General features: G+C 67.8%; 8 protein-coding genes and 5 pseudogenes. 11 read left to right on the top strand and 2 right to left on the bottom strand.

All coding sequences use genetic code 11. The features are described from left to right. Window positions 1-79 precede the first annotated feature (79 nt). The 3 genes and pseudogenes from L6444_RS18575 (at window position 80) to L6444_RS18565 (ending at window position 6,466) form a co-directional block, all read left to right on the top strand. Window positions 80-1,612: a class I adenylate-forming enzyme family protein gene (locus tag L6444_RS18575; RefSeq protein WP_370653165.1), complete on the top strand. Its 1,533-nt coding sequence runs from the start codon at window positions 80-82 to the stop codon at window positions 1,610-1,612. A gap of 472 nt (window positions 1,613-2,084) precedes the next feature. Continuing rightward, the gene (locus L6444_RS18570) at window positions 2,085-3,203 is read left to right on the top strand and encodes a PPE family protein (protein ID WP_236976455.1); all 1,119 of its coding nucleotides are present in this window, start codon (window positions 2,085-2,087) and stop codon (window positions 3,201-3,203) included. 22 nt (window positions 3,204-3,225) lie between these two features. Further along, window positions 3,226-6,466 (top strand): annotated as a pseudogene (locus L6444_RS18565) (acetyl-CoA carboxylase family protein). A gap of 45 nt (window positions 6,467-6,511) precedes the next feature. Here L6444_RS18565 and L6444_RS18560 read toward each other — a convergent pair. Then, window positions 6,512-6,835, bottom strand: coding sequence for a PE-PGRS family protein (locus tag L6444_RS18560; RefSeq protein ID WP_236976454.1), 324 nt, complete (start codon window positions 6,833-6,835; stop codon window positions 6,512-6,514). A 105-nt stretch (window positions 6,836-6,940) separates the two neighbouring features. Between L6444_RS18560 and L6444_RS18555 the strand changes: the two genes are divergently transcribed. After that, on the top strand, window positions 6,941-7,708 hold the full coding sequence (locus L6444_RS18555) for an SDR family oxidoreductase (RefSeq protein ID WP_236976453.1): 768 nt from the start codon (window positions 6,941-6,943) through the stop codon (window positions 7,706-7,708). Window positions 7,709-7,715: 7 nt separating this feature from the next. Here L6444_RS18555 and L6444_RS18550 read toward each other — a convergent pair whose 3' ends face one another. Next, window positions 7,716-8,453 (bottom strand): dienelactone hydrolase family protein, encoded by a 738-nt coding sequence (locus tag L6444_RS18550; protein ID WP_236976452.1) that lies wholly within the window; start codon window positions 8,451-8,453, stop codon window positions 7,716-7,718. Window positions 8,454-8,585: 132 nt separating this feature from the next. Between L6444_RS18550 and L6444_RS18545 the strand changes: the two are divergent. The 7 genes and pseudogenes from L6444_RS18545 to L6444_RS18510 form a co-directional block, all read left to right on the top strand. Further along, a pseudogene (locus L6444_RS18545) lies at window positions 8,586-9,387 on the top strand (thymidylate synthase). Further along, window positions 9,384-9,866 carry a dihydrofolate reductase gene (locus L6444_RS18540; protein WP_236976450.1) on the top strand — a complete coding sequence of 161 codons (483 nt, stop codon included), beginning with the start codon at window positions 9,384-9,386 and terminating at the stop codon, window positions 9,864-9,866. Before L6444_RS18545 ends, L6444_RS18540 begins: the two are co-directional and overlap by 4 nt. A 58-nt stretch (window positions 9,867-9,924) precedes the next feature. Beyond that, window positions 9,925-10,620 carry a cell division protein DivIVA gene (locus tag L6444_RS18535; protein WP_236976448.1) on the top strand — a complete coding sequence of 232 codons (696 nt, stop codon included), beginning with the start codon at window positions 9,925-9,927 and terminating at the stop codon, window positions 10,618-10,620. A gap of 48 nt (window positions 10,621-10,668) precedes the next feature. After that, window positions 10,669-11,887: pseudogene (locus L6444_RS18530) on the top strand (winged helix-turn-helix domain-containing protein). Next, window positions 11,887-12,979: pseudogene (locus L6444_RS18520) on the top strand (restriction endonuclease subunit S). The pseudogenes L6444_RS18530 and L6444_RS18520 overlap by 1 nt, the downstream one beginning before the upstream one ends. A 12-nt stretch (window positions 12,980-12,991) precedes the next feature. Further along, complete coding sequence (locus L6444_RS18515; RefSeq protein WP_236976445.1) at window positions 12,992-14,530, top strand: class I SAM-dependent DNA methyltransferase; 1,539 nt, start codon at window positions 12,992-12,994, stop codon at window positions 14,528-14,530. A gap of 239 nt (window positions 14,531-14,769) precedes the next feature. Continuing rightward, window positions 14,770-15,009: pseudogene (locus L6444_RS18510) on the top strand (glycosyltransferase); the annotation flags it as partial. Between the last annotated feature and the right edge of the window lie 4 nt (window positions 15,010-15,013).

Here is a 15,013-nt window from a genome sequence, read left to right as displayed (position 1 = left end):
GGACCATGGGCCACGCGGCTCCTACGGTGTGAGAGGCATGCTCGATCGGGCGGCGGAAGGAGCCACGGCCATGGCGGAAATCGTCGAGATCCCCCGGGACGGCAACCCTTTCCCGCGGACGGGGGTTTCCTTCGGCCGCAACGGCGTTCCGCACTATGACGACATCCCGGCCACCCTGCTGGACATGCTCGCCGAGCACGTGGACGCGCGCCCGGACAGCGAGGCCGTCGTCGAACTGGGCGGGCAGCGATTGACTTACCGGCAGTTGTGGGACCGTGCGGCGCGGGTGGCCGGCGGTCTGCGGGCGGCCGGGCTCAAAGCCGGTGACCGGGTGGCGATTCGCCATCATGCGGGGGTCAATTGGGTGCTGGCTTTCTGGGGCACGGTGCTGGCCGGAGGCATTGCGGTGGCGGTCAATACGCGTTCGGCTCAGCCCGAGGTGGACTTCGTCCTGGCCGACGCGGGAGCGCACGTCGACCTGGCGCCGGATGCGCCGCTGCCGGACGGGCGGCCCTACGTGACCGAGCGGGCGCAAAGCACCGACGTCGCCGCGCTCTTCTACACCTCCGGCACCACCGGGCATCCCAAAGGCGTACCGACCACGCACCAGGCCTTTGTCACCAATACCGAGAACGCGGTGCGGTGCCTGCGGCAACCCCGGGACATCGCCGAAGCGCTGCGCACCCTCATTTCGGTGCCCTTGTTTCATGTGACGGGTTGCAACTCACAGCTTCTGGCGGCGCACCGGCTCGGCGGCGCGGCGGTGATCATGCCCGTTCTCAACCTCGACGAGTTGGTGAGCGCATTGAGCGCCGAGCGCATTTCGGTGATGGTGACCGTTCCCGCGATCTACGCACTGTTGTTGCGGCACAAAGGTTTCGCCGCCGCCGACGTTTCCGGTGTCCGCTGGGCGGGCTACGGTGGCGCCCCGATCGCGCCCAGCTTGGTGCAGTCGGTGCAGGTCGCGTTCCCGTCAGCCCAAGTGTTCAACGGGTACGGCATGACCGAGAGCGCGTCCCTGATGACCGTGCTACCCGACGCGGACGCGGTCGAGCACGCGGACTCGGTCGGATATGCCGTTCCCTCAGTCGATCTCGGTGTGATCCCGATGGGCGGCGACTCCGCTGACTCCGGTGACCTGGTCGGAGAACTCGTGACCCGGGGCGCCAATGTCACCGCCGGTTACTGGAACCGTCCGGACGCCACCGCCGCGACGATTGTCGACGGATGGTTGCACACCGGCGACGTGGTGCGTGTCGATGCCGCCGGCCGCGTGCACATCGTTGATCGGCTCAAGGACATCATCAACCGGGGCGGCGAAAACGTCTCCAGTGTCGAGGTGGAAGCGGTGCTGCTTTCGGCTCCCGGGGTGGCCGATGCGTGTGTGCTCGCGGTGCCCGACGAGGTGATGGGCGAGAAGGTGGGGGCGGTGCTGGTCGGAGAACAACTGGATGTGACGGCGGTGCTCGAGCACTGCCGCACGCAACTGGCCGACTTCAAGATTCCGCAATACGTCTCGGTGGCGACCACGCCGCTGCCGCGCAACGCCGGCGGAAAACTACTCAAAGGCGCGCTGCGCGAACAGGTCCGGTGGGGGCCGGCGCTGCGCTGAGCCGTCCCGCAGGCCGCCCCGACCATCGGGATACTCAGCGCGCCGGGCTTGGCCATGGCGGCAGAGGCGGGCCCGGATACGCCGGGTCGCGATACGGTTTGCAGCCCGTCGTGCTGCGCAAAGTCGCCGCGTGAGCTGCTTGTAAACGGTGGCTATGACGGACTCCCGGGAAAATGACAAGAGTCGGGTTCTATGAATTCCGTATGTCTGCTAACCGGTCGAATCCCGTCTTCACGAGGCTCTGACCAGCCACGATACAACGACGGCGGCCGCACCCGTGCGGATGCGGGGTATCGGCGATTCAGGGAGCATGCAGAGAAATACGGAGTCAACTCGACCGGCTTACTGCGACCGGTCTGGCAACGAGTGGGGGGTTCGCCGAGCGCACGCGTACCGGCGGTGAGCTTGATCGGACAAACGGCCTGTTGGGCGGGAGCGCCGGTACCACGGCCCGCCGGAGAACGGATACAGATTGGATTTCGGGGCACTGCCTCCAGAGGTCAACTCGGCGCTGATGTACGCCGGCGCCGGGGCGGCGCCGATGCTGGCGGCCGGGGCGGCGTGGAACGGTGTGGCCGCCGAGTTGAGCGCCGCCGCGTCCGATTTCGAGGCGGTGATAACCAGGCTGACCACCGAGGAATGGCTGAGTCCGGCAGCGCGGGCGATGGCCGCTGCGGCGCAGCCCTTCTCGGTCTGGCTGAGCTGCACCGCTGACTGCCTGGCGTTCGCCGGGGAACAGGCCCGGGCGTCGGCGGCCGCTTTCGAGACCGCGTTCCGGGCGACGGTGCCGCCGGCCGAGGTCGCCGCCAACAGGGCGCGGTTGACGCAACTTACGGCGACCAACACATTCGGGCAGAACGTGTCGGCCATCGCGGCCGCCGAGGCGCGCTATGGCGAGATGTGGGCGCAGGACGCCGCGGCCATGTACGGGTACGCCGCGTCCTCGGCGGCGGCAGGGCGACTGGATGCGCTGCGCAGCCCGTCGGCGGTGGCCGACCCCGCCGCCGCGCCCGCGCAGCAGACCGCCCTGGCGCATCTGGTCGACAGCGGCCCGAACGCCGTACTGAGTCTGGCTGCGCCGGCCGCCTCGACCTCGCCGGCAGCGGTGGGCGGGATCGGGGGGGGATCATCGGGCTGCTTGCCTGGATCGACGGCATCGACCATCCGATCTTCGAGGTCGTCAACCACGTCAAGGCCGTTTACGCCGACTTCGGTGCCAATTTCTCGAACATCGCCATGCCGGCCAACGACGACGACGACGATTTCGCCGATATCGCCGCAGCGAAGGTTGCGGCGAGGGCCCCGGCTGGGTGCGCCCGCGGTGCCGGCGGGTGCGACACCGGTGGTGGCCGCCTCGGGTGCGGCGTCCTCGGTCGGTCGCCTGTCGGTGCCGACGGGGTGGTACGTCGCGGCGCCGGCCCGGGCCGGCGAACCGACGTCGGTCGGCACCGGCTGGGCGGTTCCCGGCGCGGACGATCCGATGGACGTGCTGCCGGGCGCACCCGCCGTCGTCGTGGACGGCGCCCGACCGGTGTCGGGGCCGCGTTACGGCGTGCGGCCGACGGTGATGCCCAAGCACGGCGTCGTCTGATCTGGCCCGTACGCTAAGCGCTATGCGGCCGGCAGCGCGCGAACGCGAAACCACTCTGCTGATTGCCAATCGCGGCGAGATCGCTCTCCGAATCATCCGCACCGCAACCGAACTGGGCATGAGTACGGTCGCTGTCTACGCGGACGACGACGCCGACAGCCCGCACGTACACGCCGCCGACGAGGCGATCAACCTGCCGGGCAACGGTGTCGCGGCCTACCTCGACCAGACCGCGGTGCTGGTGGCCGCGAAATCGGCCGGCGCCGCGCTGATCCACCCGGGCTACGGGTTCCTCAGCGAGAGCGCGCAATTCGCCCGGACCTGCGCGAACGCCGGGTTCGTGTTCGTGGGTCCGGCGGCGGAGTCATTGGAGTGCTTCGGCGACAAGTCCGCCGCCCGCGGCGCCGCGGTCACCGCCGGCGTACCGGTGCTGGCGGCCACCGACGGACCGGCCAGCGTGGACGAGGTGCGCGCCTTCTTCGCCGTCCAGGACGGCGGCATCATCATCAAGGCGCTGGCCGGGGGAGGCGGGGCATGCGCCGGGTGGACAGCGCCGACCAGGTTGACGATGCCTACCGGCAGTGCGCCGCCGAAGCCCGACTCGGCTTCGGTGAGTCGGCGGTTTTCGCCGAAGCGCTGCTCGACGACGCCCGGCACATCGAGGTGCAGATCGTGGCCGCGCCGGACGGGGAGCGGATGCGGGCTATTGCGCTCGGCGATCGCGACTGCAGTGTCCAGCGGCGTTATCAGAAGGTCATCGAAGTCGCTCCCGCGCAACAGCTTTCCGACGAGTTGCGGCGCGCACTGCACGGTGCCGCAGCCCGGTTGTGCGCCCAGGTGGGTCTCCGCGGCCTGGCAACCGTGGAGTTCCTGGTTCGCGGTTCCGAATTCGTCTTCTTGGAGGTGAACCCGCGGATTCAGGTCGAACACACCGTCACCGAAGAAGTCACCGGCACCGACCTGATCGCAGTGCAGTTGGCGATTGCCCGGGGTGCGGGCTACGGGCAGCTGAGCCTGCCGGCCGGAATCACCTCGGACGGAACCGAAGTGATCGGTCAGCCGATAAAGCCGCACGGCATCGCCGTCCAGGCGCGGGTCAACATGGAAACGTTCGCTCCCGACGGATCCGTCCTGCCCACGTCGGGAACCCTCAACGTATTCTCGCCGCCCACTGGCCCGGGGGTGCGGGTGGACACCTACGGTCGTCCGGGCCTGACCCCGAGTCCTAGGTACGATTCGCTGCTGGCCAAGGTCGTCACCCATGTGCGGGGCGCGTCATTTGCCGCCGCAGTCCGCAAAATGCACACCGCGCTGGGCGAATTCAGTATCGAGGGTGTCGGCACCAACCTGGAGTTACTGCGAGAGCTGCTGTCCGACAGCGACTTCCAGTCAGGTGTGGTGACCACGAGTTTTCTGGACAGCCGGCTTCCCGGGCTGGCCGCCGCGGCCACGTCGCACCAGCGCCGGCAGCAGGCCCACGTCGAGCTCTACCCGGGGGAGGAAGCGTTGCGGGCACAGCTCGCCGGCACGGTTATCGAGGTCGCGCCCGAGGGCACCAACGTCGAGGCCGGCGGGCAGCTGGTGGTGCTCGAAGCGATGAAGATGCAGCACGTGCTGGTTGCTCCGGGCGCCCTGCGCACCACCCGCAACCTGGTCATGCCCGGCCAAGTCGTCGGGACCGGCGACCCGCTGGTGGTCTACACCCGCACCGGATCCGAGTCCAACGACGAAAACACTTCGGGTTCAATCGATCTCGATGCATCTCGCGCCGATCTGGACGAGGTGCGGCGGCGCCACCTGATCACCCTGGACGAAGGCCGACAGGCGGCGGTCGCCAAGCGGCACCAGCGGGGCCGTCGCACCGCCCGGGAGAACATCGCCGACCTGGTCGACCCCGGCAGCTTCGTCGAGTACGGCGCGCTGGCGATCGCAGCGCAGCGCAGCCGCCGCTCCGAAGAGGACCTGATCGCCAACACCCCGGCCGACGGCCTGGTCGCCGGCCTGGCCACCATCGGGGCGCACCGGTTCGGGCGCGATGCTGCCGAGGCGGTGGTGGTGTCCTACGACTACACCGTGTTGGCCGGTACCCAGGGCATGCGCAACCACGCCAAGACCGACCGGGTTTTCGACCTCGCCGTCCGGAAGCGGCTGCCGGTGGTGCTGTTTGCCGAGGGTGGGGGCGGGCGGCCCGGCGACACCGACGTCGGCGGTCATGCCGGCCTGGACGTGCCGACGTTCGCGGCGCTGGCGGGCTTGTCCGGTCGGGTGCCGTTGGTCTCGATCGTCTCGGGGCGGTGCTTTGCCGGAAACGCCGCGTTGGCCGGGGTGTGCGACGTGATCATCGCGACACCGGACGCCAACATCGGGATGGGCGGCCCGGCGATGATCGAGGGCGGCGGGCTGGGGTGTATCCGCCGGAGGCGATCGGTCCGATCGATGTGCAACGGCGCAACGGCGTGGTGAGCCTGGTGGCGCGCGACGAAGCCCACGCGGTGGCCTTGGCCAAGCAGTACCTGTCCTATTTCCAGGGCTCGCTCGGAAGCTGGGAGGAGCCCGATCCCCGGCTGGCTCGGCATGTGGTGCCGGAGAACCGGTTGCGCGCCTACGACGTGCACCGGGCGATCGAGTCGATCGTCGACGTCGGCTCGATGCTGGAGCTGCGACCCGATTACGGGGTAGGCATTGTCACCGCGCTGGTACGGGTGGAGGGCGAGGCGTACGGGCTGATCGCCAACAGCAGCCACCATTTGGGTGGGGCGATCGACGCCGAGGCCGCCGACAAGGCGGGGGACTTCCTGGCGCTGTGCGAATCGTTCCGTCTGCCGGTGGTGTCGCTGTGCGACACACCAGGATTCATGGTCGGGCCTGAGACGGAGAAAGAGGCGGCGGTCCGCCGGTTCGGCCGGATGTTCATCGTCGGTGCACAATTGACCGTCCCGTTCGGAATGATCATCTTGCGCAAGGGATATGGCCTGGGTGCAATGGCGATGGCCGGTGGCTCGTTCCACGCGCCGCAGTTCACCGTCGCATGGCCGACCGGCGAGATCGGCGGCATGGGTTTGGAAGGTGCTGTGCGGCTTGGCTTCAGCAAGGAGCTGGCGGCCGCCGCGGACGACGCCGCACGACAAGCGTTGTTCGACAGGCTGGTTGCCGCCGCCTACGAGCACGGCAAGGCGTTACGCGCTGCCACGACTTTCGAACTCGACGATGTGATTGACCCGGCAGAGTCCCGGACCTGGATCACCAGGCTGCCGGGACACTGACGGGTTGTGGATAACGGGGTAGTGGTGTTTTGCGTGGGAACCGAATCAGCCGTGGCCGGTGCCGCAACCGACGCCCGGAAGACAGCCTTCGCCGCCCGGCACGCCACCCGGACCGGCGAACTGGCCGCCGCTGCCGCAGATTCCGCCTACGCAGCCCTGGCCGCCGGGTCCGCCGCCGGGGCCTTGGTTGACACCGCCCGAGCCGCAGTTTCCGTTGGCGTCGCAGCCGCTGCCACCCGGGTCAAGGGGTGCGAAATGCGTGATGCCGGTGCTGGGAGAGCCCGGCACGGTCGCGGCAACGTCTGCAGAGGCCATTGGCGCCGCGGCAATCGCTGTAGCGACAGCCCCGGCCACCACCAGTGGTTTCATAAAATTCAATTTCGATAACATGCATCTCGCATACCACGTGTGCGCGCATTCAAACCTTGCCCCAAAAAGTCTTTCACCACTTTTTACAGACAGCAGGCTGACATCATGACCTCACTCGATCTGACCGGCCGCACCGCCATCGTCACCGGCGCCTCACGCGGCATCGGGCTGGCGATATCGCAGCAACTCGCCGAAGCGGGCGCCAACGTGGTGCTCACCGCACGCAAACAGGAGGCCGCCGAGCAGGCTGCCGCCCAGGTCGGTGAGCGGGCGCTGGGCGTCGGTGCGCACGCGGTGGACGAGGACGCGGCGCGGCGCTGCGTCGAGCTCACGGTGGAACGGTTCGGACGGGTGGACATCCTGATCAACAACGCGGGCACCAACCCGGCGTTCGGACCGCTGATCGAGCAGGATCATGCGCGGTTCGCGAAGATCTTCGACGTCAACCTGTGGGCGCCGCTGCTGTGGACATCGCTGGTCGTGAAATCGGGAATGGGCGAGCACGGCGGTGCGATCGTCAACACCGCTTCCATCGGCGGCCTGCACCAGTCGCCGGGGATGGGCATGTACAACGCTACGAAAGCCGCGCTGATTCACGTGACCAAGCAACTGGCCCTGGAACTTTCACCGCGTATCCGGGTCAATGCCATTGCCCCGGGCGTGGTGCGCACCAGGCTCGCCGAGGCGCTGTGGAAAGGCAACGAGGATCCGCTCGCCAAATCCATTGCGGTGGGCCGCATCGGTGAGCCCGTCGACGTGGCAGGTGCGGTCGCGTTCCTGGTGTCGGACGCGGCGAGCTGGATCACCGGCGAAACGATGGTGATCGACGGCGGCCTGCTGCTCGGCCCCGCGGGCGGTTTTCAGTCCCGGTAAGTGACGCTCAACGCAGCGCCGAGGCGAACGTCTCCGCCATCGCCGCCCAGTGCCGCTCGGCGGCCGCGGCGTCGTAGGGCGCATTGTCGGGCACCGCGAACCCGTGCCCGGCCTGGTACCACTCGATGGTGTGCCGGACCCCGGCCGCGGTCAGTGCTTTGCCCAGCTGCTCGGCGTGATCGGCGGTGAACGACGGGTCGTTCTCGGCGCCGCCCACGTAGATCACCGCGTTCATCCGGTCGGCCAGCAGGTGCGGGCTGTCCTCGTTGTCGCTCACCAGGCCGCCGCCGTGGAACGACGCCGCCGCGGCGACCCGCTGTGGAAGGCGCCCGGCCAGCAGCACCGAGATACGTCCGCCCATGCAGTAGCCGCAGACGCCGAACCGCTCGCCGGTGACCTCGGGGCGCCCGGCCAGGTAGTCGAAGAGCGCCTCGGCGTCGCGGGTGATCCGGTCCGGCGTCAGGGTACCCATCATGAACATGATCCGGGCTCGCTCGTCGGCGTCACCGAACACGGTCGCCATGTCAAACGGGGCCCAGTCGCCCTCCCGGTAGTACACATCGGGAAGCAGTACCGCGTAACCGAATCCGGCCAGCTTGGCCGCCATCTCGTCGAACGTGTCCCGCACGCCGCCGGCGTCGGGGATCATGACCACCCCGGGCCAGGGGCCCGTCCCGTCCGGGGTGAACAGTGCGACGTCGCAGCTGCCGTCGGGGGTGGTGACGCTGTCGGTGATTTTCGGCATGCCCTTCGTTCTACTCCGCCCCGTTCCCGCTCAGCCTTGCTACCCCGCGAATAAAACCGCACCGTCAAACCAGCGCCCGGAAAATCGCAGTCAGTTCCCACTAGCGGTGCCAAGCGCGACTAAGCTGGCCGGGTGCCGATCGCGACGCCGTACGAAGACCTGCTGCGCTTGGTTCTGGACACGGGAACGGCGAAATCCGACCGCACCGGCACCGGCACCCGCAGCCTTTTCGGCCGGCAGATCCGGTATGACCTGTCGGCCGGATTCCCACTGCTGACCACCAAGAAGGTTCATCTCAAGTCCGTGGTGTATGAACTGCTGTGGTTCTTGCGCGGTGACTCCAACATCGGCTGGCTACACGAGCACGGTGTCACCATCTGGGACGAATGGGCCAGTGAGACAGGCGAACTGGGGCCGATCTACGGGGTGCAGTGGCGGTCCTGGCCGACCCCGAGCGGTGAACACATCGACCAGATCAGCGCCGCGCTGGAGCTGCTGCGCACCGACCCGGACTCGCGGCGCATCATCGTGTCGGCCTGGAACGTCGGCGACATCCCGCAGATGGCGCTGCCGCCGTGCCACGCGTTCTTCCAGTTCTACGTCGCCGACGGACGCCTGAGCTGCCAGCTTTACCAGCGCAGCGCCGACCTGTTCCTCGGGGTGCCGTTCAACATCGCCAGCTACGCGCTGCTCACCCACATGATGGCCGCCCAAGCCGGCCTGGAGGTGGGGGGAGTTCGTCTGGACCGGTGGTGACTGTCACATCTACGACAACCACGTCGAGCAGGTGACGTTGCAACTCAGCCGAGAGCCCCGGCCATACCCGAAACTGGTTCTGGCGCATCGAGATTCGATCTTCGAATACCGCTACGAGGACGTCGTGGTGGAGAACTACGACCCGCACCCGGCGATCAAAGCCCCAGTAGCTGTATGACGGGCCTGGTGTGGGCCCAGTCGACGTCCGGGGTGATCGGGCGCGCCGGTGACATCCCCTGGCGGGTGCCCGAGGACATGGCCCACTTCAAGCAAATCACGCTGGGACACACGGTGGTGATGGGGCGACGCACCTGGCAATCGCTGCCGGCGCGGAACCGGCCGCTGCCGGGCCGCCGTAACGTGGTGCTGACCCGGCAGCGGGATTTCGTCGCCGACGGCGCCGAGGTGGCGGGATCCCTCGACGAAGCGCTCACCGACCCGGACGACACCTGGGTGATCGGTGGCGGAGAGATCTACCTGCTGGCGCTGCCGCGGGCGACGCGCTGCGAGGTCACCGAAGTCGACGTGGTGCTGCCACGTGACGACGGCGACATCGTCGCCCCGCTGCTGGACGAGACGTGGCAGGGTGAGGTCGGGCAATGGCGGGTCAGTCGCTCGGGGTTGCGCTACCGGTTCCACAGCTACTCTCGAGCGTGAGGGGCGTGGCCGCGCCCGCTCGACGAAATGCCAGGCGTTTCACAAGGGGGAATTCGCAGTGAGAACCGAACCGGGGAAGACGTTCCCGCGCATGTTCCGGGGTTACGACCCGGCCGCGGTGGACGCTCGCATCGAGATGCTGACCGCCAAGGAGCAGCTGCTGCGCGACGACGTGGAGAGCCTGCGGGCCAGGTTGAAGGAGTCCGCCGACGAGGCCGCCGCGCTGCGCGCAGAGGTCGCCCTGCTCGCCGACACCTCGCCGTCGCCGCATGCGGTTCAGCATCGGATGGCCAAGATGATGCGCCGCGCGGTCGACGAAATCGCCGAGATGCAGGCCGAAGCACGCGCCGAGGCGGACGCGTTGATCGAATCCGCGCGGGCCGACATCGCCGACGAGCAGCGCCGGCACGAAGAACAGTTGGCCAACATGCACGCACAGCGCGAAGCCTTGGCAGCCGAATGCGAGGAAACCAGGAAAAACCTGGCCGCGGAGCTGGCCAAGATGCGGGCCGACACCCAATCGACGATCGAGCGGGAGACCCAGCAGGCTCAGCAGGAGCGGGAGCGACTCATGGAGCAGGCGCGGCGCGCGGTGGAGGAGGCCGCCGAGCGGCGCATCCGGATCCTGGAGCAACTCGCGGAGGTCTACCGCGATCTGGATTCGATTCCACCGGCGTTGGAAGCCGCCTACGGCGAACGCGACCGGGAGTCGGGCGCGGTGACGCCGTTGGATCAGAAAAGAAGGACCGGCTAGCCTCGCGGTCGCGGAAGGCCGGCAGGCCGGTATTCTCGGCCCGTGGCGCTGCGGACTCCCAGGCTGACCGCCGCCCAAGCCCGGCGGATAGCCGTTGCGGCTCAAGGGTTTAGCCAGCCGCAGCCGGCCGGTTCGATATCCCGGGCGCACCTGCGGCGGCTGATTTCGCGAATCCAGGTGCTGCAGTTGGACTCCGTGTCGGTGGCGGTGCGGGCGCACTACGCGCCGGTGTTCAGCCGGTTGGGGCCCTACGACCGCAACGTGCTCGACGAAGCGGCCTGGGGTCCGGCCCGCAATCGGCTGTTCGCCGAGTACTGGGCGCACGAGGCCGCGCTGATGGCCGTCGACGATTGGCCGCTGCTGCGCTGGCGGATGCGTCAGTACCGGCACGGCCGGTGGGGCACCCACATCGTCAAGGCCAATCCGCAGCTGGCCGACGACATCGTCGCCGCGGTGACCGAGCTCGGACCCAGCACGGCCGGGCAGATCGAGGCCTACCTGGAAGCCGAACCGCGCGGCGCCACGGGGCCGTGGTGGGGGCGCAGCGACACCAAGTGGGTGGCCGAGGCGCTGTTCGCCGCCGGTGTGCTCACCACGGCCACCCGGGTCGGCTTTGCCCGGCACTACGACCTGGTGGAGCGGGTACTACCGGCGCCCGTGCTGGCTCGGCAGGTCGACGACGACGAGGCGGTACGCGAGCTCGTGCTGCGCGCGGCCACCGCGTTGGGGGTGGGCACCGAGGCGGACATCCGCGACTACTTCCGGCTCTCCGCGCAGCAGACCAGGCCGGCGGTGGCCGAGTTGGTGGCCGGCGGTGCTCTCGAACGCGTCGACGTCGAGGGGTGGCCGCCGGCCTACCTGCGCCCCCGAACCGTGCCGCGCGTCGATCGCGGGACCGCGCTGCTGTGCCCGTTCGACCCGCTGATCTTCTTCCGGCCCCGGGTGGAGCGGCTGTTCGGCTTTCATTACCGCATCGAGATCTACACACCCGCGGCCAAACGCCGCTACGGGTACTACGTATGGCCTTTCCTGCTGGACGGCCGACTGGTGGCGCGAGTCGATCTCAAATCCGACCGGGTTGCCGACGAGCTGCAAGTGGTGGGGGCGTTCGGCGAAGCCGGGATCGACCGGCGCCGGGTTGCGTCGGCGCTGACCGGGGAGCTGGAGTCGATGGCCTCGTGGCTCGGCCTGGGCCGCGTCGGCGTGAACGACCGGGGGGGACCTGGCGGCGGATCTGCGCAGCGCCGTGATCAAGCGGGCCGGCTGATGGACGGCAGGCTGGGGCATCACCTGGAGTTCCGCGTCGGGCAGGCGTTGCCGGCGATGACGGCCGACGGGTGTTTTCCGGTCTACGGTGCCAACGGCGTCATCGGGCGCACGAGAGAGTCCAATGCCCGTGGCCCGATGATCGTGGTGGGCCGCGTCGGCTCGTGCTGCGGCAGCGTGCAGTACTGCCCCGGCGATGCGTGGGTCAGCGACAACGCGATGGTCTGCCGCGCCAAAAAACCCGGCAGAGACGCGATACTGGTACTACCATCTGAAAAGCTTTGAGCTCAACAGGTTTCGCGCCGGTTCTGGTCAACCGGTGCTCAACCACCGCGTGTTGGGCAGCGTCCCGATCAGCGCGGCGGACCCTGCGGAGCGGCAACCGATCGCTGGTCTGCTGGCCGCCCTCGACGACAAGATTGCCGTCAACTGTCGGGTCGTCGAATCCGCCGAAGCGTTGATGACGACGCTGGCCGGGAGAGTCGCCGAGTACACGACACTGGCGAATGTGGCGCAAAGGTCTTCTGCGAGCATCCAACCCGGCAAGCTGGCGGACAATGTCGCGCTCTACAGCTTCCCGGCATTCGACCATGACCAACGTCCAATCATGTTGGATGCCAATGTGATCAGAAGCGTGAAATTCTTGGTCGAGCACCCGTGTGTGTTGTTCGCCAAACTGAATCCCGGCACCCCGCGGATCTGGAATATCCCGCGCCCGGGTGCCGAACCAGGTCTGGCCAGCAGTGAATTCGTGGTGCTGCGGCCGATCGGAGTGGACACTTCGGTGTTGTGGTCGGCACTTCGGCAGCCGGAGGTGTCGTCGGTGCTTGCCCGGCTGGCTGCGGGGATGACGGGCAGCCGACAACGCATCCGGCCGCGCGAACTGCTCGATGTCCGGGTGCGTGACGTGCGCTGTCTGGATTCCGGGTCGGCGGCGACGATCACCACGCTCGGCGCGGTCTGTGAGCAGCGTCGCGCCGAATCCGCCGCGTTGGCGGCGATGCGCGACCGGCTGCTTCCGTTGCTGATCAGCGGCGCCGTGCGGGCAAGGGACCACTTCGTCGCGACTTCTGCCCCCGATACCGGAGACTAGGAGGCCGCATCGATGCCGCCTCACAGACAGCCTGAGCCTTCGACCATGAGGGAACTCAAGGACACGCTGTGGAAGGCCGCGGACAAGCTGCGCGGATCGCTGTCGGCCAGCCACTACAAAGACGTGATCCTCGGTCTGGTGTTTCTGAAGTACCTCTCGGACGCGCTCGACGAGCCCGGAGTGTTCGTGGTGCCTCCGGCCGCGCGATGGAAGTTCCTGGCGGACAACGCTGCTGAGGGCCGGCCCGGCAAGAACATCGGTCAGCTCGTCGACGAGGCGATGGACGCCGTGATGATGGCCAACCCGACGCTGGGCGGGACGCTGCCACGTGTGTACAACCGCTACGACATCGACCAGCGCCGGCTCGGCGAGCTGATCGGCCTGTTCGACAGCGCCCGGTTCAGCCGGCAGGGTGCGCACCGAGCCCGCGACCTGATGGGGGAGGTCTACGAGTATTTTCTGGGCAATTTCGCTCGCGCCGAAGGCAAACGGGGCGGCGAGTTCTTCACGCCACCCAGCGTGGTGAAGGTGATTGTGGAGGTGCTCGAACCCGCCGGCGGCCGGGTCTATGACCCGTGCTGCGGGTCGGGCGGCATGTTCGTGCAGACCGAGAAATTCATCGCCGACCACCACGCGGACGCGAAAAGCATTGCGATCTATGGCCAGGAGAGCATCGAGGAAACCTGGCGGATGGCCAGGATGAACCTGGCCATCCACGGGATCGATCACGCCGGGTTGGGCCGGAGGTGGGGTGACACGCTCGCGCACGATCAGCACACCGACGTCAAAATGGACTACGTGCTGGCCAATCCGCCGTTCAACATCAAGGACTGGACCCGTCACGAGGCCGACCCGCGCTGGCGGTTCGGCGTGCCGCCGGCCAACAACGCCAACTTCGCGTGGATCCAGCACATCCTGTCCAAGCTCGCGCCGGCGGGCAAGGCCGGGGTGGTAATGGCCAACGGCTCGATGTCGTCGAAATCGAACGGACAGGGCGACATTCGGGCGCGGATCGTGGATGCCGATTTGGTGTCGTGCATGGTTGCGCTGCCGACACAGTTGTTCCGTAGTACCGCAATCCCGGTGTGCCTGTGGTTCTTTGCCAAGGACAAGACGGCAGGTGAGCAAGGTTGCGTCGACCGTTCCGGTCAGGTGCTTTTCATCGATGCCCGCGAGTTGGGTTCCCTGGTGGACCGAACCGAGCGCGCACTGAGCGACGACGACATCGCTCGGATCGGTGACACCTACCACGAGTGGCGGGGTACGCCTTCGGCAGCTGCGAAAGGCATTACCTACAAGGATGTTCCGGGGTTCTGTAGGTCGGTGACACTGGCGGAGATCAAGGCCGCGGACTATGCATTGACCCCTGGTCGGTATGTCGGCGCGGCCGCGGCCCAGGACGATGGGGAGCCGATGGGTCAGAAGATCGCGCGCTTGAGGACGGAATTGCTGGCGGCGTTGGACGAGTCGGCACGGTTGGACAATGTGGTCCGAGAGCAGCTGGAGCGGATCGATTCGGGGCCTAGAAATCCTTTGCGGCCCTTACGCTGATCCTTTTCGTCGACCAGTCGCAGGCCGGGTGAGGTCGTTTGCCGTTAAGTTCCCAGCCGGCCTGGTGCGCGATGATGAGGGGCATTGACGGCGCAACAGAAGTCAGTGCAATGGTCCGTCCGGCTAGAGAAGCGGTTCTGCGACGTGTGCGGGACGCCCGTCACGCGACGACAGCGGACAGGCGAACACAAGCAAGTCACCGTCTTGTTTGCCGACGTTGTCGGTTCGGTGAGGCTCGCTGTGTCGTGCCCTCCGGGCGTGATCAATTCGAGGTGGCATGGCGCGTCGAGGTAGCTCGGTGCGTAACCCGCCCTACCGGCCAAGAAACTGTCAGCCTCCCGGCTGCGTGCAAAGGTGCGCGAAGCGATGAAGACGACCGATGGTGCGGCATCGGTGGCGACGGGCTTCGCTGCTACCGCGGGACGACCCACGGCGCTGACCTCGTGGAGCAAGTTGTGCCTGGCCGACGCAGTAATTGACCGA

Origin of the sequence: Mycobacterium kiyosense, from assembly GCA_021654635.1 — a bacterium.
Classification (GTDB): Bacteria; Actinomycetota; Actinomycetes; order Mycobacteriales; family Mycobacteriaceae; genus Mycobacterium; species Mycobacterium kiyosense.
This window is presented reverse-complemented; position numbering and strand designations above follow the sequence as displayed.